The organism is Pseudomonas sp. HS6, assembly GCF_023375815.1.
GTDB lineage: Bacteria > Pseudomonadota > Gammaproteobacteria > Pseudomonadales > Pseudomonadaceae > Aquipseudomonas.
Genome location: NZ_CP067412.1, coordinates 2,949,097 through 2,968,096, shown reverse-complemented (window position 1 = coordinate 2,968,096; position 19,000 = coordinate 2,949,097). Strand labels below are relative to the sequence as shown.

Here is a 19,000-nt window from a genome sequence, read left to right as displayed (position 1 = left end):
CATGAGACAAACTCAACCTTTTCGTGTTGATCACAAATTTTCCTCATGGAGCCTGCGGTGCTTGAGATCCGTCACCTGAAAACCCTGCATGCCCTGCGCGAAGCTGACAGCCTGGTGGATGCGGCCGACCGCCTGCACCTGACCCAGTCGGCGCTGTCCCACCAGTTCAAGGAACTGGAAGAGCGCATGGGCATGCCGTTGTTCGTGCGCAAGACCAAACCCGTACGTTTCACCAGCGCCGGCCTGCGCCTGCTGCAACTGGCGGACGCAACCCTGCCGCTGCTGCGCGGTGCCGAGCGCGATATCGCGCGTCTGGCCGGTGGCACCGCCGGGCGTCTGCACATGGCGATCGAATGCCACAGCTGCTTCCAGTGGCTGATGCCGACCATCGACCAGTTCCGCGATGCGTGGCCGGAAGTCGAACTCGATCTGGCCTCGGGTTTCTCCTTCGCCCCGCTGCCGGCGCTGGCCCGCGGTGACCTGGATCTGGTGGTGACCTCCGACCCGCTGGAAATCGCTGGCATCACCTACGTGCCGCTGTTCACCTACGAAGCCATGCTTGCAGTCGCCAACCAACACGCCTTGGCGAGCAAACCCTACATCGTCCCCGAAGACCTGCTGAGCGAAACCCTGATCACTTATCCGGTGGAACGCGACCGGCTGGACATCTTCACCCGCTTCCTCGAACCGGCCGACATCGAACCTGCGCAGGTACGCACGTCAGAGCTGACGGTGATGATGATGCAACTGGTGGCCAGTGGTCGTGGCGTGTGTGGCATGCCGCACTGGGCGCTGCATGAATACAGCTCGCGGGGTTATGTGAAGGCCAAGCGGCTGGGCGAGAAGGGTCTGTTTGCGACGCTGTACGCGGCGATCCGCGCCGACATGCTCGACGCGCCGTACATGCGCGATTTCCTGCTGACGGCCAAGGACACCTCGTTCTCGACGCTGGACGGGGTCAGCGCGGTTCGTTGAGACTGGCGGTTGGTACGAAAGGCGCGCACCACATGTGGATCTTGTCGAAGTAGTCCTCGCCGACCCGCACCGCCATCGGCTCCAGACCGAACTGGATGAAGCCGCAGCGCTGGTACAGATGGAACGCCGCCTCGTTGCCGGCAGTGACGGTCAGTTGAATGACTTTCAGCGCCGGATGCTGCTGCGCTTCCTCCAGCACGGCCTCCATCAGTTTCAGGCCCAGCCCGCGCTGACGAAAGTCCGCCGACACATACATGCCGAATACCGTTGCCTTGTGTCGGGCCTTTTCCCGAGGCTCGAATGCCAGGCCGACGATGCCCGCCAGCCGGCCTTCTTCGAACGCGCCAAACACCGCGTCGAGTTTGCTGGTCAGCCGCGATTCCCACCAACTCAAGGGCATCGCCGCGCGCTCGCGCACGCTGGAGGTGAACGCCTGCGGGTGACGGTCATAGGCTTCCAGCATCAATTCGCGATAGGCCAGCGCATGACTGGCGTCCAGCCGCTCAATCCACATGCTCAGGCTGCCCGGCGTTGTTCAAGCATCAGCCGCACCGCCAGCCCGCCGAGCACAAACCCCATGAAATAACGCTGCGCCGCCAGCCACGTCGGGTTGCTGACGAACCACGACGCGATGCCTGCTGCGAACAGCGCGATCAACAGGTTGACGCAGAAACTGACGCTGATCTGGGTCAGGCCGAGAATGATGCTTTGAGTGAACACCGAGCCGTGTTCAGGCGAAATGAATTGCGGAAACACCGAGAGATAAAACACCGCGATCTTCGGGTTCAGCGCGCTGGTGAGAAAGCCCATGGTGATCAGTTTGCGCGACGAATCCGCAGGCAATTGCTGCGCTTCGAACGGTGAACGCGCACCGGGTTTCACCGCCTGCCAGGCCAGCCACAACAGGTACAGCGCGCCGGCCCACTTCAACACTTCATAAGCCATCGGCACCGCGAGAAACACCGCGGTCAAACCGGCCGCCGCGGCGAACAGATGGACGAAGAACCCCGCCACCACGCCGAGCAGCGAGGTCACGCCGGCCTTGCGTCCCTGGCAGATCGAACGGGAGATCAGGTAGATCATGTTCGGCCCCGGCGTCAGGACCATCAGCAGTGCGGCGGCAGCAAAGATCAGCAGGTCTTGAAGCGGGATCATGGCGAAATCCTTGGCGTGAGTGATCAGGCGATCGCGGTCAGCGAGGCTCGATAAAACGGCAGGATCAGGTCGCGTGTCAATGGGGCGAGAACCACATCGCCGTCGGTGGCCGGGTCGATCCAGACCACCTCTTCGATTTCGGCGGCCGGGGAGACTTCGGTGTCGATGGTCAGCTGAAAAATGTCGGCCTGCACGACAAATCCCGGCTCGTTGGCGGCGGGTGCCGAGAACTGGCCGAGAAAAGCCGCTTGCGCCGCATCGATCACCAGCCCCAGTTCTTCTTCCAGTTCACGGGCCAGCGCATGCACCGGCAGCTCATGGGCCTCGATCTTGCCGCCCGGTTGCATGAACGCCGTGGTGCCGCGCTTGCGCACCAGCAGGGTCTGGCCGTCGGGGTTGAGCAGCAGCGCGGCGGCAATACGAATGATGCGGGGGGAAACAGCGGATACAGAGGTCATGGGGCAGCCACCGGCCTTGAGGAAAACCGCAAGGATCCCATGCCGGCTGCGGCAGCGTCACCTCATACGGCCTCAAGACTGGGCCAGAAGCGCCGATTCGCCCTCCTCCGGCACTTTCACGAACACCTTGTATTTGCCACCCTCCATGGCTTCGAAACTGATCAGTTTGTCCACCAGCAGCGCACTCAGTACCTTGCCGGCATTGAGCAGCAACATGCCGTTGTCGGCATTGAGGTTGCGCGCCAGGATCATCCCCGCCGCCAGCTCTCGGGTGCCCAGCACCTTGACGTTCGGGTCGGCCAGGACGACATCGCTCAGAAAAGCCGCGCAAACCTGGATGAAGTCCTCGATCAGGTCGGGGTCGTACAGCCTGCCAGCGTACTGACGCAGGTAAAGCAGCGCTTCATCGCTGTTCATCTGCCGTTCGAGAATCAGCCCGCGCTGCAACTCGACGAAATCCACCGCCAGTTTCAACAATCGCGAGCCGAAGGGAATGGCCTCGCCCTTGAGGCGGTCGGGAAACCCGCTGCCATCCCAGCGCTCCTGATGATGCAGGATCAATCGCGCGGCGTCCTTCATCGGGTCCAGGGTCATCAGCAGCGATTCACTCTGTTTCGGATAACCCCGATAGCGGTCGCGGTCGGTGCTGTGCAACAGGTCCGAGGGGGTGGTCATCATGCTGTCGGTCCAGCTCAGCTTGCCGATGTTGTAGAGCGCGGCAGCCATGGTCAGGTCGCGGCTGGCGGCTTCGTCCAGCCGGTGCATCTTGCAGTAGCCGCGCACCAGTTCAATGATCTGCCGGTTAGTCTGCTTGGCCGGAGGCAGGCGCAAGTTGGCAAGCAAGGAGAACACTTCGGTGCCGGTCACATAACTGTGCTTGAGCTCTTCGTAGGCCAGGTCGAGCATATCGGCGGTCTGTTGCAGCTCGGCGGTACGGGCGCTGACGTGTTTTTCCAGGGTGCTGTTGAGCAATTTCAATTGATCGTTCTGCACCCGGGTCAACTGCTCCAGACGCTCGCGCTCGCGGGTCAGATGCTGGTGTTCGAGCGCCTGACGCAGGATCAGGAGCATTTCCTCGTCGTTCCAGGGCTTGCTGATATAGCGGTCGATCTGCCCCTCATTGATGGCCTTGATAATCGCCGAAGGGTCGGCATACCCCGTCAACATGATCCGCGTGGTCGCCGGATAAAGCTGACGAACGCTGGCCAGTAGCGTCGCGCCGTCCATGTTGGGCATCCGCGCGTCACTCATCACCAGGTCGACCGGACGTTGCGCCAGCATTTCCAGTGCCTGAGCCCCGCTGGTCGCAAGCAGCACGTCGTAGGGCTGGCCACGCAGCAGGCGGCGCAGGCTGTTGAGGATCGATTCCTCGTCATCGACCAGCAAAACGGCAGGTCGGTGGGCCGAAGTCGGGGCGGATTGCTCTTCCATGGCGAGGCCTCGCGAAAAACGGTGGACGTGGCAGGCGTGCCGACAGACCTCCTCCCTTGCCCGCGCCTGAGTGACAGGCTAGATGATTTTTTCGCGAGGGCTGCGCAAGTCATCGGGTAAGGCGAAGTGCCGACAGGGCAACTATGCTCAAGTCGCTGGACGACACCATCGGCCTGCGCGCAGGCATGTGATGAGGGGAAAAGGATGCTCCCGATGACGAATGTGCGTGAACTTTCGGGTATTGCGCCATGAGTGCACCACCCGGACACATCAATCGACGTGTGCTGATCGTCGACGATACCGCGTCGATCCACGACGATTTCGCGAAAATCCTCAAGTCATCCACGGCTGAAGACGACAGGCTGGACGAAACCGAAAGCCTGCTGTTCGGCACCCCATCCGGGGCGTCTTCCATACAGAACGAAAACTTCGAACTGGATTCGGCCTTTCAGGGGCTCGAAGCACTGGACAAGGTCGAAGCCGCACTGGCCGCCGGCCGCCCTTACGCCATGGCCTTCATCGATATGCGCATGCCGCCAGGTTGGGACGGCCTGGAAACCATCGAGCGACTCTGGCAGGTCGATCCCAAACTGCAAGTGGCCCTCTGCACCGCCTATTCCGACTACTCCTGGGAAGATATCGATCAGCGGTTGCCATTGAATGATCGCTTGCTGATCCTGAAAAAACCCTTCGACGCGATCGAAATCCGCCAGATGGCCAGCGCCCTGACAGTCAAATGGCAAATGACCGAAGAAGCCGCGCTGAAGCTGAATCAGCTGGAACAAAAAGTGACCCTGCTGGCTCGCACGGACGGCCTCACGGGGCTGGCCAATCGCGCCACGCTGATCGAGCGTCTGCATCAAGCCTTCGCCGCCGCGCGCCGGGGGGCAGCGCCATTCGCGGTGTTTTACCTGGACCTGGATCACTTCAAGCGAGTCAACGACACACTCGGCCACCCGGTCGGCGATCAGTTGTTGCAGCAAGTGGCACAACGGATCAAGGCCGGGGTCCGGGAAAACGATGTGGTGGCACGTCTGGGCGGCGATGAGTTTGCGATCCTGCAACTGGACGTCAGCGAACCGACACAGTCCGCCGCCATCGCCACCAAGATCCTTGAAACGCTGCAGGCGCCCTACCAACTGGGCGGCAACGCCGTGCGCATTTCGGCCAGCATCGGTATCAGCAGCTATGCCCCCGCCAGTTTCGATGCCGACAGCCTGTTGGGGCAAGCCGACATGGCGCTGTACCGCGCCAAGGAATCCGGGCGCAACCAGTATCACTTCCACTCCGAAGACATCACCCGTGAGGTGGCCGAGCGCATGGTCCTTGCCGACGAGTTGACGACGGCCCTCACACGGGGAGGTCTGAAGCTCGATTACTTGCCGGAAGTGGACCTGCACAGCGGCAGAATTCTCGGTATGGCCGCGCAGGTCAGTTGGCAACATCCCAGGCTTGGCCTGCTGCCGGCGTCAGCCTTCGTACCGGCGGCAGAAAAGACCGGCGCAATCGTTCCTCTTGGACGCTGGATTCTGGATCACGCCTGCTGGCAGATGCACCAATGGCAAAACGACGGGGTGGCGCCACCGGTGATGGCGATCAAGATTTCCCTGGCGCAACTCAAGTCCGGCCCCGAACTCATTTACGACGTATTGCGCACCACGGCCCGGTGGGAGCTGGCACCATGGGACCTGCGTTTCGATGTCACTGAAGCCACCCTGGCCCAGACCCAATGGACACACAACGATGCGTTGCCGCGCCTGCGCGAGTTGGGTGTGACCATCGCCATCGATGATTTCGGCACTGAATACTCATCGTTCGATTACCTGAAAACCTACCGGGTCAATCACCTCAAACTCGCTCAATCCCTGATCGACAATGCGGCCAGGGATGAGGACGGTGCCAACCGACTGCGGGCGATCGTCAATTTCGCCCGGGACCTGGCGATCGACATCAGCGCCGAAGGCGTTCGGCCGGACGATCCGGGCGCAGCCCTCGTGCCCGGTGTGCCGTTGAAAAACGTGCAGGGCTTTTGCCTGAGCGCGGCGGTCAGCCCAGAACAGGCAGCCCGACTACTGAAGGACGCGAGCGCGGTCGCTCCGCTGCCCAAGGAGGATGAGGGATGAAAACGCCTTTTCCCCAGACCAACCGGCGCATTCTGATCGTCGACGATACACCGGCGATCCATGCCGACTTTCGCAAGATCCTCACGCCCGACACCAGCGGTGAATCAGATCTGAATGCGCTTGAACAGACGCTGTTCGGCACCCGTCAATCGCCTCATCTGACGTTCCAGCTGGACTCTGCCTACCAAGGCCAGGAAGCGCTGAAACTGGTGCAAAACGCCTTGGACGAAGGCCGGCCCTACGCCCTCGCCTTTACCGACATGCGCATGCCGCCCGGCTGGGATGGCCTCGAAACCATCGAAAAGCTCTGGGCTATCGACCCCAACCTGCAAATTGCGCTGTGCACCGCCTACTCCGACTACAGCTGGGAAGCCATGGCTGAACGGCTGGAATTCGGCGATCAATTGCTGATCCTGAAAAAGCCGTTCGACACCCTGGAAATCCGTCAGATGGCCAATGCCCTGACCTGGAAATGGCAACTGGCCCAGGACGCGGCGCTGAAGATGCTCAACCTTGAGCAGACCATCGAGGCGCGGGTGCATGAATTGCTCAAGGTCTCGCGCCTGTTGCAGTACGACAGCCTCACGGGCCTGCCCAACAGCACCTTGCTCGGTGACCGCCTGACTCAGTCGCTGGCCGCGTGCCGGCGCCATGACAAACAACTGGTGGTGATGTTTCTCGGCCTGGACCGCTTCAAGCGCATCAACAATGCCCTGGGCCATCCGGCGGGCGACGAGATGCTCAAACGGGTCGGCCAGCAACTGCTGAGCTGCGTGCGTGAATCGGACTCGGTCTTTCGCTATGGCTCCGACGAGTTCGTGGTGATGCTCAGCGACATCAACCACCCGCAGCAGACGCGCAGCATCGCCGAAAAACTGCTGGCGGCCATCCGTGAGCCGCAGACGATTGTCGGTCACGACGTCAGTGTCACCGCCAGCGTGGGGATCAGTACTTATCCGGACGACGGGCTGGAAGCCATCGACCTGATCAAAAAAGCCGAAACCGCCATGCGCAATGCCAAGGAAAGCGGCCCGAACGAAATCGGTTTCTTCATCGAGGCCATGAACCAGCGCGCCCGGGAACAGCAAGGCATCGAGTCGGGCATTCGCCAGGCCCTGCAACGGCACGAATTCGTCCTGCACTACCAGCCGAAAATCGACTTGGGCAGCGGTCGGGTGGTGGGTGCCGAGGCACTGGTGCGCTGGCAGAAACCGGGGCATGGCTGGGTGTATCCATCGGAGTTCATCCCGGTGGCCGAAGACAGCGGCCTGATCGTGCCCTTGAGCAAATGGGTGCTGGGTGAGGCCTGCCGTCAGACGCGAGACTGGCAAAAAGCCGGGTTGCCGCTGATCCGTATGTCGGTCAACACCTCGGCCATTGACTTTCGTCAGCGCCATTTTGTCGAGGGCATCGAACAAGTGCTGAAAGACACCGGGCTCGATCCCGTGCTGCTGGAACTTGAGATCACCGAAGGCGTGCTGATGCAGAACGTCGACGCGACCATGAGCGCATTGAACCGGTTGAAGGCGCTGGGGGTCAGGCTGGCCATCGATGACTTCGGCACCGGTTATTCCAGCTTGAGTTATCTGCGGCGATTTCCCATCGATGTGCTGAAAATCGATCAGTCGTTCATTCGCGGCCTGAGCCATGACAGCAGCGACGCCGCCCTGGTCGGCGCGATCATCAGCCTGGGCAAGAGCCTGAACCTGAACGTCATCGCCGAAGGGGTGGAGACGGCGCAACAGTTGGCCTTTCTCAGGTCCCATCACTGCGAGGAAGGTCAGGGTTACTACTTCAGCAGGGCCTTACCCGCGGACGCCTTTGCCCGTTTGCTGATGACAGGGCTGCCGGGGCCCTGGAGTGCTCCATGAACACGCCGCCGACGTGCCTGGCCCGAAGCGTTTTGTTCCTGCTGCTGTCCGTATCCTGCGCCAAGACTATTGCCGCTCCATTGGACGAACCGCTGAAACCCCTGCCTGGTATTCCGAAACAGGACCCGAAACGCGTCGGACTGGGTCGCCAGCTTTTCCACGATCCACGGCTGTCGGCTAATAACACCCTGTCCTGCGCCAGTTGTCATCAACTGGACAAGAACGGGGCCGACAGTCGGGCCCTGTCTATTGGCTTCGATGGCCAACCGGTGGAGGTCAACACGCCGACCGTGCTCAACGCCAGCCTCAATTTCCGTCAATTCTGGGACGGTCGCGTCGAAACGCTGGAAGAGCAGACCCACGTCGTCATCACCAGTCCCCACGAAATGGGCAACGACTGGAACACCGTTGTGCAACGGATCGCCGACGACCCCGACTATCGCCAGTCTTTCAGCGCCGCCTACCCGGATGCCGTGACCCAAGCCAATATCCAGAACGCCCTGACGAGCTACGAACGCACACTCCTGACTCCGGGTTCGCGCTTCGATCAATACCTGCTGGGCAACACGGACATCCTGACCCTCGATGAGAAATACGGTTATCAGCGCTTCAAGGACTACGGCTGCATCGCCTGCCATCAGGGGGTGAACATCGGCGGCAACATGTTCCAGAAATTCGGCGTGTTCGGCGACTACATCGCCGATCGCGGCCATCCGACGCTGGCGGATCAGGGGCGGTTCAACGTGACCGGCGACGAAGACGATCGCGCCGTATTCAAAGTGCCGAGCCTGCGCAATGTCGCACTGACCGCGCCGTACTTCCACGATGGATCGGCGCCCACACTCGAGCGGGCCGTGGACGTGATGTTCCAGTATCAGTTGGGCCGCATGCCGAGCGAGGAAGACAAGGCGCTGATCATCGAGTTTCTCAAGACCCTGACCGGGCACTGGGAGGGCCAGCCATGATGAAAACGGTCTCGGGTCGACTCAGCCTGCTGTTGCTCAGCCTCCTGGCCGTATTGCTGGCCTCGATCCTGGTGTTTCTGTACCTCAAGTCCAGTTCCGAGCAGACCACCACCTACACCGAATCCCGGGACCTGATCCGTCAGATCAAGCAACAGGATTCGCAGTGGGAAAGTGAAGTCCTCAAGGCCCGGGTGGCGATCACCCACAATTACGATCCGCTGGTCTCGCCGATGAACGAGATGAATCGTCTGTGGGCACGCTTCGAATCCATGGAATCCGGGCATGGACGCAACGAATCCAGGCAATGGGACCATGCCCACGAACGTTTCCTGGACGCCATGCAGGAAAAAACCCGTCTGGTGGAACAGTTCAAGTCGCACAACGCGTTGTTGCGCAACTCTCTGGCGTTTCTGCCGAGTGCCGAGGATGACATTCAGGCGCAACTGGCCAATCTGTCCGACCTCGACAAGATTCAATTACAGAACATCGTCACCGACACCTATGACCTGTTGCTCAGCGCACTGGAGTTCGCCCAGGTCGCCTCTGACGACAAAGCCTCCGACATTGAGCTGGGCCTGAACAAACTGGCGGTGAACGCGCAACGTCTGCCGGAGGATTTTCAAACCCCGATCAGGATCCTGAGCAATCACATCGCCCTGATCCTGCGTGAGCAACCGATCGTCAACCGCCTGCTCGATCAGATCGAGTCGATTCCCGTGGCCGAGCGTCTGGACAGCATCACCAACATGCTCGACCTGGATCAGCAACAGGCCGAACGAACCGACCAGAAATACCATTTCTACCTTCTACTGTTTTCTGTCCTGCTGATGTTGTCGCTGCTGTGGCTGGCCATCCGCCTGATCCGAAGTTTTGCGGAAATCAACCGGGTCAATGCGGCCCTGCAAACGGCCAACGATGTGCTCGAGCAACGGGTTGACGAGCGGACCCGCGAACTGAAGAACGTGCAGACCGAACTGCTCGACGCCGCGCGGCAGGCCGGCATGGCGGAAATCGCCACCAACGTGTTGCACAACGTCGGCAACGTACTCAACAGCGTGAACATTTCCTCCGACCTGATCTCGCGAAAACTGCGCAGCAGCAAGGCACTGGGGCTGGGCAAGGCCATGCAGCTGATCAACGAACATCCCGACGACCTCGGGTCGTTCCTGACCGAGGACGCCAAGGGCAAGCTGCTGCCCGGCTACCTCAATCAACTGGTGGGCGCCATCGCCCAGGAACAACAGGAAATGGCCGAAGAACTGGCCCAGATGAACAAGAGCGTCGATCACATCAAGGACATCGTCGCCACCCAGCAATCCTATGCCGGGGCCAACAGCATGACCGAGCCGCTGTACATCAACGAATTGCTCGAAGACGCCCTGCGCATGAACGCCGGCGCACTCACCCGGCACCATGTCACGGTGGTCAAGGCATACGGCGACGTGCCCCAGGTGATGGGCGACAAGCACCGTTTGCTGCTGATCCTGATCAACCTGATCAGCAACGCCAAGTACGCGATGTCCGACCTCAGCAACCGCCCACGGACCATGACCCTGGGCGTGAAAATCGTCGATGAAGGCTTTCTGGAAATCAGCGTCAGGGACGATGGCGAGGGCATCGCACCGGAGAACATGACGCGGATCTTTGCCCACGGCTTCACCACCCGCAAGGATGGCCACGGCTTTGGCCTGCACAGTTGTGCCCTGGCAGCCATCGAGATGAACGGCCATCTCACCGCCCACAGCGACGGGCCGGGGCTGGGCGCTTTGTTCACCCTGCAGATTCCGCTGATCACCGTAACGGAGAACGCATGAGCGAACTGTCGAACCGCCGCATCCTGCTGATCGACGACATGCCGTCGATCCACGAAGACTTTCGCAAGATACTTGCCCCGACCCAGGCGCAGTCAGCGGAGCTGGACGAGATGGAAGCGGCCCTGTTCGGCGCACCTGCCAAACCCCGGCGAGCAACATTCCAACTGGACTCGGCCTATGGCGGTGAAGAAGGCCTGGCCAAACTCAACCTGGCGTTGCAAGAGCAGTGCCCTTACGCACTGGCCTTTGTCGACATGCGCATGCCCGACGGTTGGGACGGAGCGAAAACCATCGAGCATCTCTGGCAACAGGATCCGCAATTGCAGGTGGTGGTGTGCACCGCTTATTCCGACTATTCCTGGGATGAACTGCTGGATCGCCTGCACGCCCATGACCGGTTGCTGATCCTGAAAAAGCCGTTCGACAACATCGAAGTCCAGCAGATGGCCAACACCCTGCTGACCAAATGGCAGATGACCGAGCGTGCATCGTTGCAAATGCATCACCTGGAACATCTGGTTGACCAACGCACCGCCCAGTTCAAGCAAGCCAGCGAAGCCTTGCAGCGGGAAATCGACGAGCGCAAGCAACTGGAAGGCCAGTTGGTGCAGTCGGAAAAACTCGCGTCGTTGGGGCAATTGGCGGCCGGGGTTGCCCATGAAATCAACAACCCGATCGGCTTCATTTCCTCCAACCTCGGCACGCTGGACGGTTACTTCCAGCAGTTGCTGGCCATGCTCGGCGCCTATCACGCCGCCGGGCAGACCCTCGCCGCCGAACCCGCTGCGCAGTTGCAGCAACTGCGCGAACACCTCGAAGTGGATTTTCTGCTCGAAGACATTCCGGTACTGATCCGCGAATCCAAAGAAGGCATCGGCCGGGTCGGGCAGATCGTCAAGGACCTCAAGGACTTCTCCCGGGTCGATGCCCAGCAACAATGGCAGTGGGCGAACCTGCAACAGGGTATCGACTCGACCCTGAACATCGTCGCCAGTGAACTCAAGTACAAGGCCGACGTGGTCAAGGAATATCAGGACCTTCCGGAGATCGAATGCCTGCCCTCGCAGATCAATCAGGTCATCATGAACCTGGTGATCAACGCGGCGCAGGCCATGGGTGCCGAACGCGGCACCATTACCCTGCGCACCGCAGTGCAGGGGGAGTCGGCGATCATCGAAGTGGCCGACAACGGCTCGGGCATTGCGCCCGAAACCCTGCAGAAAATCTTCGACCCGTTTTTCACCACCAAACCGGTAGGCCAGGGGACAGGGCTGGGCCTGTCCCTGTCCTATGGCATCGTGAAGAAACACGGCGGGGACATTTCCGTCAGCAGCACACCGGGAACCGGCACAACGTTTCGCGTGCAACTGCCATTGCGCCAGACCCGGCCTGCGGCCTGATGTCAGGTCAGATCAGGTCGCCTCCTGGAAATCCATTTCCGGTGGCTGGCGACGGAAACCGCCGGTCAGCACCGCCAGATACACCACGCCAATTGCCAGCCAGCTCAGACCCAGATACACCGCGAGGTGATCAAGGCTGACCATCAGCCACAAGTCCGCAACCAGGCCGATGAACGGGAAGACCAGAAACAGCACCAGCTCGCGCAGGCCTTTCTTCTCGCCGCCAATCCAGTAATGGAAGATCACCGACAGGTTGACCAGGCTGAACGCCAGGAAAGCGCCGAAGTTGATGAACGAGGTCGACGTGGTCACATCGAGTTTCAGCGCCAGTAACGCCACCACCGCGCAGAGCAAGATGCTGTTGACCGGTGTGCCGAAGCGCTCGTGCAAGGTGCCGAAGAACGACTTGGGCAACACGCCGTCACGGCCCATCGCAAACAACAGCCGCGAACCGCTGGCCTGGGCGGACAGACCCGAAGCGAACTGACCGACGATCAGGCCGATGAGGAAGATCGAGACGAACAGGTCACCACCGATGTTGCGCGCAATTTCGTAGGCTGCCGAGTCGACATTGTCGAACTGGAACGACGGATGCGCGATCTGCACGAAGTACGACACGCCAACGAAAATCAGCCCGCCGATCAGGGTGATCAACATGATTGCCCGAGGGATGGTGCGGCGTGGATCGCGGGTTTCTTCGGTCAAGGTGCTGACCGCATCGAAACCGAGGAACGAGTAGCAGGCGATGGCCGCGCCACTCATGATCAACGGCATCTGCATGTCGCCGTTGAAGAACGGTTTGATCGACCACAACGGCGTGCTGGCATCACCGCCGATGTAATGCACGCACAGGGCGACGAAGGCGATCAGTACCAGAAACTGCACCAGCATCAGCAAGGCGTTGATGCCGTTGGCCAGTTTCAGACCGATGACGTTGATCGCACTGGTGATGCCGATGAACGCCAGCACCCAGATCCACTGCGGAATCGACGGGAAGGCCGAAGCGAGGTACGCGGCGCCGATCAGCCAGATCGCCATCGGCAAAAACAGGTAATCGAGCAGCACCGCCCAACCGGCGATAAAGCCGAGTTTCGGGCTGATGGCCTTGCGCACGTAGCTGTAGGCCGACCCGGCCACCGGGAACGCGGCGGCCATGCGCCCGTAGCTCATGGCGGTGAAAAACATCGCCACCAGCGCCGCCAGATACGCAGCGGGCACCATGCCGGCGGTGGACTGGGCGAGGATGCCGAACGTGCCGAGGACAATGATCGGCGTCATGTAGGCGATGCCGAACAGCACCACCGACCCTAGCGAAAGGGTGCGTTGCAAACGAGCCATGGGCGACTTACTCCGGATTTTATTGGATTTATGGCAGAGGCCGAGTTCGGCGAATGTTTCGGGTTTTTTGCGTTGTTATTTTTTGGGTAAGGCTTAAAGGTGCGTCAAAGTCAAAATCCACCCCTCACCCCAACCCTCTCCCCAGTGGGGAGAGGGGGAAAGGGAGCAGATCTTCATGCAGTTCAAAATTCTGAGTTCACTCGGTTTTTCAGGTCGGCGTACATCGAATGAGCGACCCGGTCAGTCCCCTCTCCCTCTGGGAGAGGGTTAGGGTGAGGACAGCGATCAACGGGCAGGAATCAAAAGCTCCCGAACACCACAGTCCCGCTCCACCACCTCCCCCGGCAACCTCAACCGCTGATCATCCAGATACCGGTAATCCTTGCGCGCCAGCGCCAACTGGTCAAAATCCAGCTCAACGCTGAACCGCCCCTCCTCACGCCCGGCCTCGAACAGCACCGCGCCCAGCGGATCCACCAGCGCACTGCCGCCGGCGAACATCAACCCGTCATCCCCCGCGTCCACGCGATTGACCATCAGCGCAAACGCCTGGTTTTCCTGGGCCCGGGCCATGATCGCGGTGCGGTGGGTCGGCCCGTACGGGTCCATGTTGCCGTTGGTGACGATCAGCAACTCCGCGCCCAGTTGCGCCAGGGCACGGGCCGACTCCGGGAACTCGATGTCGTAGCAGATCAGCAGGCCGACCCGCACGCCGTTCCACAGGCACGTGGCGTAACGGTCGCCGGCTTCGAACACGCCGCGATCGGACGCCCAGAGGTGGGTCTTGCGGTATTTCAGGGCGATGCCTTCGGGGGAGATCAGCAGCGTGGTGTTGTAGAAACGGCCGCTGTCGTTCTCGGCCATGCCGATCACCACGGCGATGTTGCGTTCGCGGGCAGCGGCCTGTATCGCGCTGACGGTCGGGCCGTCTACCGGCTCGGCGATCTGCGCCACGGTGTCAGCGGTCGGAAAGCCCATCAGGTGGGTCTCGGGGAACACGATCAGTTGCGTATCGGCCGGGCACGCGGCAATCGCCGCCAGGGCGCGTTCGAGGTTGTACGCCGTGTCTTTGTCACGGCCCGCCAGTTGGGCGAGTTCGACTTTCATGGGGAGTCCTTGTTATGAGCGCGGGGCGCCGAAAGATTGCCCGGCGGCTGTCTGTGGGCCAGTATGCTTCGCATTCGACTGGCCAGGGAATTACGCGGCCGGGGTAACCCGATAGGGGTAGAGGCATGACTCTTTCGTTTGACGACATCACCTGGCACCGCGCCGTCGGGCAGTTGATCGACGCCCTCGACAGGCCGAATTTCTGGGCGCAACTGGTGCGTCTGCTCGACCAGTACGTGCCGTTCGATAGCTGGGTGGCGCTGCTGTTCAGTGCCGACCGCCACCCGCAGGTGTTCGCCGAATGCCCGGGCGAAGACGGCAGTCCCGACCAGTTGTTCCAGGATTATCTGCGCGGGTTGTACCTGCTCGACCCGTTCTACATCGCCTGCCGCGAACAATCGCGCACCGGGTTGTATCGCCTGTCGGAGGTCGCGCCGGAGCATTTCGAGCTGACCGAGTATTACCAGCGATACTTTCGTCTGAATGTGGTGGCCGATGAAATCCAGTTCAATTGCCAGCTCGAAGGCGACCGCACACTGTGCCTGTCCCTGGGCAGCAAGCAGCGCTTCAGCGGCGAGCAGATTGCCCTACTGTCGTTGATCCAGCCATGGGTGCTCGGCCTGTTGCGCCAGCGTCTGCCCTACGAGATCAATGAAATCGTCGCCCTCGCCCCATCGCCGGCGCAACCGGATTGGCGGGTGCAGCTCGAAGCGTCGGTGCAGCAACTCAAGGGCGCGCAACTGACCGCCCGGGAACTGGATGTCGGGCGTTTGATGCTCAGCGGTTGCTCCAGTAAAGAAATCGCCCGTAAGCTGGAAATCTCTGTTGAAACCGTGAAAGTCCATAAGAAACACATGTACAGCAAGCTGGGGATCAAGTCCCAGTCGGAGCTGTTTTCGATCTTTCTGCAGGCGCAGAACGCCTGATACAGCGCTGTGCGCTTTTCTGTGGGAGCGAGCTTGCTCGCGATAGCGGTGGGCCAGCCAACATACATGTCTGACATGACGGCCCTTTCGCGAGCAAGCTCGCTCCCACAGGATCTGCGGCGCTGAACAATCCGAGTCCGAACCAAGGAAACCGTATGAGCCTGTCACTCCTGAGCCGCTACGCATTCTTTGCCGTCTGCGTGATTTTTACCCTCGCCAGCCTGCCTTTTCTCGACCATGACTGGCTGTGGCCGATCACCGCCGTCACCGGGGTGCTGAGCCTGATCGGTCTGTTCGACCTGATGCAGAGCCCCCACGCGGTGCGCCGCAACTACCCGATCCTGGGCAACATCCGTTATCTGGTCGAGGGGATTCGCCCGGAAATCCGCCAGTACCTGCTGGAATCCGACAGCGACGCCCTGCCCTTCTCCCGCGCCCAGCGTTCGCTGGTGTACTCACGGGCCAAGAACGAAAGCGCCGACAAACCGTTCGGCACGCTGATCGACGTCTATCAATCCGGTTTCGAGTTCATCGGCCACTCGATGCGTCCAGCGCCGTTGAGCGATCCGAACAGCTTCCGCGTCACCGTCGGTGGTCCGCAATGCACTCAGCCGTATTCGGCGTCGGTGTTCAACATCTCGGCCATGAGTTTTGGCTCCCTCAGCGCCAACGCCATCCGTGCGCTGAACCAGGGCGCCAAACTCGGCAACTTCGCCCACGACACCGGCGAAGGCAGCATCAGCCCCTATCACCGAGAAAACGGCGGCGACCTGACCTGGGAACTGGGCAGCGGCTACTTCGGCTGCCGCACCAGCGACGGCCGTTTCGACCCGGAGCGCTTTGCCGCCCAGGCGCAGACTCCGCAAGTGCGGATGATCGAAATCAAGATGAGTCAGGGTGCCAAACCCGGCCACGGCGGGATTCTGCCCAAGCACAAAGTCACTCAGGAAATCGCCGACACCCGCGGCATTTCCATGGGCGAAGACTGCATCTCGCCGTCCCGACACAGCGCATTCTCCACGCCGATCGAGATGATGCATTTCATCCAGCAACTGCGTGAACTGTCCGGCGGCAAACCGGTGGGTTTCAAGTTCTGCCTCGGCCATCCGTGGGAGTTCATGGGCATCGCCAAGGCGATGCTGGAAACCGGCATCCTCCCGGACTTCATCGTGGTCGACGGCAAGGAAGGCGGCACCGGCGCTGCGCCGGTGGAGTTCACCGATCACATCGGCGTGCCGATGCGCGAAGGTCTGCTGTTCGTGCACAACACGCTTGTGGGCCTGAATCTGCGGGACAAGATCAAGCTCGGCGCCAGCGGCAAGATCGTCAGCGCCTTCGACATCGCCAGCGTGCTGGCCATCGGCGCCGACTGGGCCAACTCGGCGCGCGGCTTCATGTTCGCCATCGGCTGCATCCAGTCGCAAAGCTGCCACACCAACAAATGCCCGACCGGCGTCGCCACCCAGGACAACCTGCGCCAGCGCGCGCTGGTGGTGCCGGACAAGGCCCAGCGGGTCTACAACTTCCACCGCAATACATTGAAGGCACTGGCGGAAATGCTCGCCGCCGCCGGTCTCGAACATCCGTCGCAACTGTCGGCCAAGCATTTGGTACGGCGCATGTCGGCGACCGAGATCAAACTGTTCTCGCAGCTACACGTGTTCCTGAAACCGGGGGAGTTGCTCACCGGGGAAGTGAACGGCGAGTTCTATTCGCGGATGTGGCAGATGGCGCGGGCGGACAGTTTTGAGCCGCAGGACATCGCGGCTGCCTAGCGCTAACGCTCAGGGCATGGCACTTCGGATAATCACCATCTCAAGAGCCTGCCATGGGGCGGCTCTTTCATGACGATGAAACCGTAATTGCCGATCAGGTAGATGCGGTAATAGAGTCGATCCACCAAGGCTGGAAACCCCTGATAGCCGACGCGGGTGGCGTTGCGCCGTTCGCGCTCTGCGACCACGTTGGTGATGCCGGCCGACGGCAGGTTTTCCGCAAGCATGAAGTAGTCGATGTTCAGCAAGTAGCGCAGCACCGGCAGCTGTTTGAACGTGCCTTCCGCACCCGCTAGCCAACGGTCAGAGTAAGCGACTGACAGGTAAATCCGTTTGGCTTCGCGCAGTTCGCGATGGGAGGAAATGTCCTGGCTGAGGCTGTACAGGGCGCTATTGGCGAAGGTTTTTTCCATCATCAACACCCGCCCGTAAGCGAAGGACAGCGATAACGTTGCCAGAAGCGGAATTGCCAACAACAAGGGCCATCGCGAGTGCAGCGACTTCAATCCGACATAGGCCAGATAGAACAGCAACATCAGCAGCACGCCGAACCCCATCAGGGTTCGCGCACCTTCGTTGAAATCGCGAAACAACAGCGTCATGCCCGGCACCAGCAGCACAATCAACGGCAGCGTCAGCAGGCAGATAAAGCCCAAGAGCAAACCTTGTGCGGTGGATTCATCGCGCAGGCGAATCTGCCGTCCCAACAGCACGCAGCCGAATAGAGCACACAGCACCAACACAACGAACACCGTTGCGTAGCCGCCATGAAACAGCAGCGCAACCTTCTCCATCACGCGGCGGAAATTGATGCCGATCTGCAACAGCGGATCAGCGCTACCGTTGAGCAGTTCCGTACGCCCGGATTCCGTGAACGGATAGGCCGTGACCGCATAGATCAACACCCCCAGCACCAGTTGCGCCAGCCTCCAGCCCGACCGGCACCTGAACTCCGCCCACGGCACTCGCCGATGAACAATCCTCAGCAACTCCACACAACACAGCCCGAGAAACACATTGAGACTGATCTGATACAGCCCGATCGCCAGCGCCAGCAACACCGAAGGCACCAGCCATCGCTGAATGCGCGAAGTACCGCAAAAAGTGATCGCGTAGATCACCGCCACAAGACTCAGGGCCATGCCGGCCCCGTCGTACTGATAGGACAGGTTCTGCAACAGGAACGGGTTGTACCAGAGCGGCAACGGCACCAGACAACAGGCCAGGGTCGGTTCGGGGAAATAGTGAAAGGTCAGGCGAGTCAGGGCCAATGACATGGCCAGCGTGGCGAGCAACAGCGGCAAGGGAAAGATGTTCGGCGCAGCGCCAGTGAACGTCAGCGCTTTATACAGCCAGTCCATGAACAACCGCCCCTGCCCGGTCCAGACATTGCCGGCGGCCAGGGTGCGCCAGTTGTCGTCGATGTAGGGGAAGTCGGCGAGGATCAGCGGCAGGATATACAGCATCGTGGCGAGCAGGAAAAACAGCACGACCTGACGGCGGCCGAGTTCTCGTACGAGAAAATCGCTGATCCTCATACCTGAGCCTCTGATCACGGCTGCGCTGGAAACAACGTAGATAAACCTTCGAACATGACTCTGAATCAGAAGTCGTTTTTTGCGGCGCTTTCAGACCAGCGGCATCAACCTCGCACCCACGAAA

The 19,000-nt window shown here is 60.8% G+C and carries 15 protein-coding genes; 8 read left to right on the top strand and 7 right to left on the bottom strand.

Annotation, left to right across the window (positions count from 1 at the left end):
- Positions 1–57 precede the first annotated feature (57 nt).
- Positions 58–975 (top strand): transcriptional regulator MetR, encoded by a 918-nt coding sequence (gene metR / locus JJN09_RS13435; RefSeq protein ID WP_249490556.1) that lies wholly within the window; start codon positions 58–60, stop codon positions 973–975.
- Here the strand turns inward: metR and JJN09_RS13430 are convergent.
- The 4 genes from JJN09_RS13430 to JJN09_RS13415 all read right to left on the bottom strand — a co-directional run bounded on the left by JJN09_RS13430 (position 959) and on the right by JJN09_RS13415 (position 4,019).
- Entirely contained in the window at positions 959–1,489 is a 531-nt protein-coding gene (locus tag JJN09_RS13430; protein WP_249490555.1) for a GNAT family N-acetyltransferase, read from the bottom strand. The genes metR and JJN09_RS13430 overlap by 17 nt on opposite strands.
- A 2-nt stretch (positions 1,490–1,491) precedes the next feature.
- On the bottom strand, positions 1,492–2,130 hold the full coding sequence (locus JJN09_RS13425) for a LysE family translocator (RefSeq protein ID WP_249490554.1): 639 nt from the start codon (positions 2,128–2,130) through the stop codon (positions 1,492–1,494).
- 23 nt (positions 2,131–2,153) lie between these two features.
- Positions 2,154–2,588 carry an NUDIX domain-containing protein gene (locus JJN09_RS13420; RefSeq protein WP_249490553.1) on the bottom strand — a complete coding sequence of 145 codons (435 nt, stop codon included), beginning with the start codon at positions 2,586–2,588 and terminating at the stop codon, positions 2,154–2,156.
- A 72-nt stretch (positions 2,589–2,660) separates the two neighbouring features.
- Positions 2,661–4,019 carry an HD domain-containing phosphohydrolase gene (locus JJN09_RS13415; protein WP_249490552.1) on the bottom strand — a complete coding sequence of 453 codons (1,359 nt, stop codon included), beginning with the start codon at positions 4,017–4,019 and terminating at the stop codon, positions 2,661–2,663.
- Between the two features lie 248 nt (positions 4,020–4,267).
- Between JJN09_RS13415 and JJN09_RS13410 the strand changes: the two genes are divergently transcribed.
- From JJN09_RS13410 to JJN09_RS13390, 5 genes are read left to right on the top strand one after another with little or no spacing between them, the layout of a single operon-like run.
- On the top strand, positions 4,268–6,142 hold the full coding sequence (locus JJN09_RS13410) for a bifunctional diguanylate cyclase/phosphodiesterase (RefSeq protein WP_249490551.1): 1,875 nt from the start codon (positions 4,268–4,270) through the stop codon (positions 6,140–6,142).
- Entirely contained in the window at positions 6,139–8,013 is a 1,875-nt protein-coding gene (locus JJN09_RS13405) for a bifunctional diguanylate cyclase/phosphodiesterase (RefSeq protein ID WP_249490550.1), read from the top strand. Before JJN09_RS13410 ends, JJN09_RS13405 begins: the two co-directional genes overlap by 4 nt.
- Complete coding sequence (locus JJN09_RS13400; protein ID WP_249490549.1) at positions 8,010–8,978, top strand: cytochrome-c peroxidase; 969 nt, start codon at positions 8,010–8,012, stop codon at positions 8,976–8,978. Before JJN09_RS13405 ends, JJN09_RS13400 begins: the two co-directional genes overlap by 4 nt.
- Positions 8,978–10,792, top strand: coding sequence for a DAHL domain-containing protein (locus tag JJN09_RS13395; RefSeq protein WP_249490802.1), 1,815 nt, complete (start codon positions 8,978–8,980; stop codon positions 10,790–10,792). Before JJN09_RS13400 ends, JJN09_RS13395 begins: the two co-directional genes overlap by 1 nt.
- The gene (locus tag JJN09_RS13390) at positions 10,789–12,192 is read left to right on the top strand and encodes an ATP-binding protein (protein ID WP_249490548.1); all 1,404 of its coding nucleotides are present in this window, start codon (positions 10,789–10,791) and stop codon (positions 12,190–12,192) included. Before JJN09_RS13395 ends, JJN09_RS13390 begins: the two co-directional genes overlap by 4 nt.
- Before the next feature lie 12 nt (positions 12,193–12,204).
- Here the strand turns inward: JJN09_RS13390 and JJN09_RS13385 are convergent, their stop codons facing one another.
- Complete coding sequence (locus JJN09_RS13385; protein ID WP_249490547.1) at positions 12,205–13,530, bottom strand: APC family permease; 1,326 nt, start codon at positions 13,528–13,530, stop codon at positions 12,205–12,207.
- Positions 13,531–13,815: 285 nt separating this feature from the next.
- On the bottom strand, positions 13,816–14,637 hold the full coding sequence (locus tag JJN09_RS13380) for a carbon-nitrogen hydrolase family protein (protein WP_249490546.1): 822 nt from the start codon (positions 14,635–14,637) through the stop codon (positions 13,816–13,818).
- Between the two features lie 125 nt (positions 14,638–14,762).
- Here JJN09_RS13380 and JJN09_RS13375 point away from each other — a divergent pair, with 125 nt between their 5' ends.
- Together JJN09_RS13375 and JJN09_RS13370 are read left to right on the top strand one after the other, a co-directional pair.
- Positions 14,763–15,563 carry a LuxR C-terminal-related transcriptional regulator gene (locus JJN09_RS13375; RefSeq protein ID WP_249490545.1) on the top strand — a complete coding sequence of 267 codons (801 nt, stop codon included), beginning with the start codon at positions 14,763–14,765 and terminating at the stop codon, positions 15,561–15,563.
- A gap of 155 nt (positions 15,564–15,718) precedes the next feature.
- Positions 15,719–17,338, top strand: coding sequence for an FMN-binding glutamate synthase family protein (locus JJN09_RS13370; RefSeq protein WP_249490544.1), 1,620 nt, complete (start codon positions 15,719–15,721; stop codon positions 17,336–17,338).
- A 32-nt stretch (positions 17,339–17,370) separates the two neighbouring features.
- Here the strand turns inward: JJN09_RS13370 and JJN09_RS13365 are convergent, their stop codons facing one another.
- The gene (locus tag JJN09_RS13365; RefSeq protein ID WP_249490543.1) at positions 17,371–18,876 is read right to left on the bottom strand and encodes a glucosyltransferase domain-containing protein; all 1,506 of its coding nucleotides are present in this window, start codon (positions 18,874–18,876) and stop codon (positions 17,371–17,373) included.
- Between the last annotated feature and the right edge of the window lie 124 nt (positions 18,877–19,000).

Bases quoted from the DNA above. Each gene is read 5' to 3' on its own strand.
- JJN09_RS13430 (WP_249490555.1), bottom strand. From the start codon at position 1,489: ATGTGGATTGAGCGGCTGGACGCCAGTCATGCGCTGGCCTATCGCGAA.
- JJN09_RS13425 (WP_249490554.1), bottom strand. From the start codon at position 2,130: ATGATCCCGCTTCAAGACCTGCTGATCTTTGCTGCCGCCGCACTGCTG.
- JJN09_RS13420 (WP_249490553.1), bottom strand. From the start codon at position 2,588: ATGACCTCTGTATCCGCTGTTTCCCCCCGCATCATTCGTATTGCCGCC.
- JJN09_RS13415 (WP_249490552.1), bottom strand. From the start codon at position 4,019: ATGGAAGAGCAATCCGCCCCGACTTCGGCCCACCGACCTGCCGTTTTG.
- JJN09_RS13410 (WP_249490551.1), top strand. From the start codon at position 4,268: ATGAGTGCACCACCCGGACACATCAATCGACGTGTGCTGATCGTCGAC.
- JJN09_RS13405 (WP_249490550.1), top strand. From the start codon at position 6,139: ATGAAAACGCCTTTTCCCCAGACCAACCGGCGCATTCTGATCGTCGAC.
- JJN09_RS13400 (WP_249490549.1), top strand. From the start codon at position 8,010: ATGAACACGCCGCCGACGTGCCTGGCCCGAAGCGTTTTGTTCCTGCTG.
- JJN09_RS13395 (WP_249490802.1), top strand. From the start codon at position 8,978: ATGAAAACGGTCTCGGGTCGACTCAGCCTGCTGTTGCTCAGCCTCCTG.
- JJN09_RS13390 (WP_249490548.1), top strand. From the start codon at position 10,789: ATGAGCGAACTGTCGAACCGCCGCATCCTGCTGATCGACGACATGCCG.
- JJN09_RS13385 (WP_249490547.1), bottom strand. From the start codon at position 13,530: ATGGCTCGTTTGCAACGCACCCTTTCGCTAGGGTCGGTGGTGCTGTTC.
- JJN09_RS13380 (WP_249490546.1), bottom strand. From the start codon at position 14,637: ATGAAAGTCGAACTCGCCCAACTGGCGGGCCGTGACAAAGACACGGCG.
- JJN09_RS13375 (WP_249490545.1), top strand. From the start codon at position 14,763: ATGACTCTTTCGTTTGACGACATCACCTGGCACCGCGCCGTCGGGCAG.
- JJN09_RS13370 (WP_249490544.1), top strand. From the start codon at position 15,719: ATGAGCCTGTCACTCCTGAGCCGCTACGCATTCTTTGCCGTCTGCGTG.
- JJN09_RS13365 (WP_249490543.1), bottom strand. From the start codon at position 18,876: ATGAGGATCAGCGATTTTCTCGTACGAGAACTCGGCCGCCGTCAGGTC.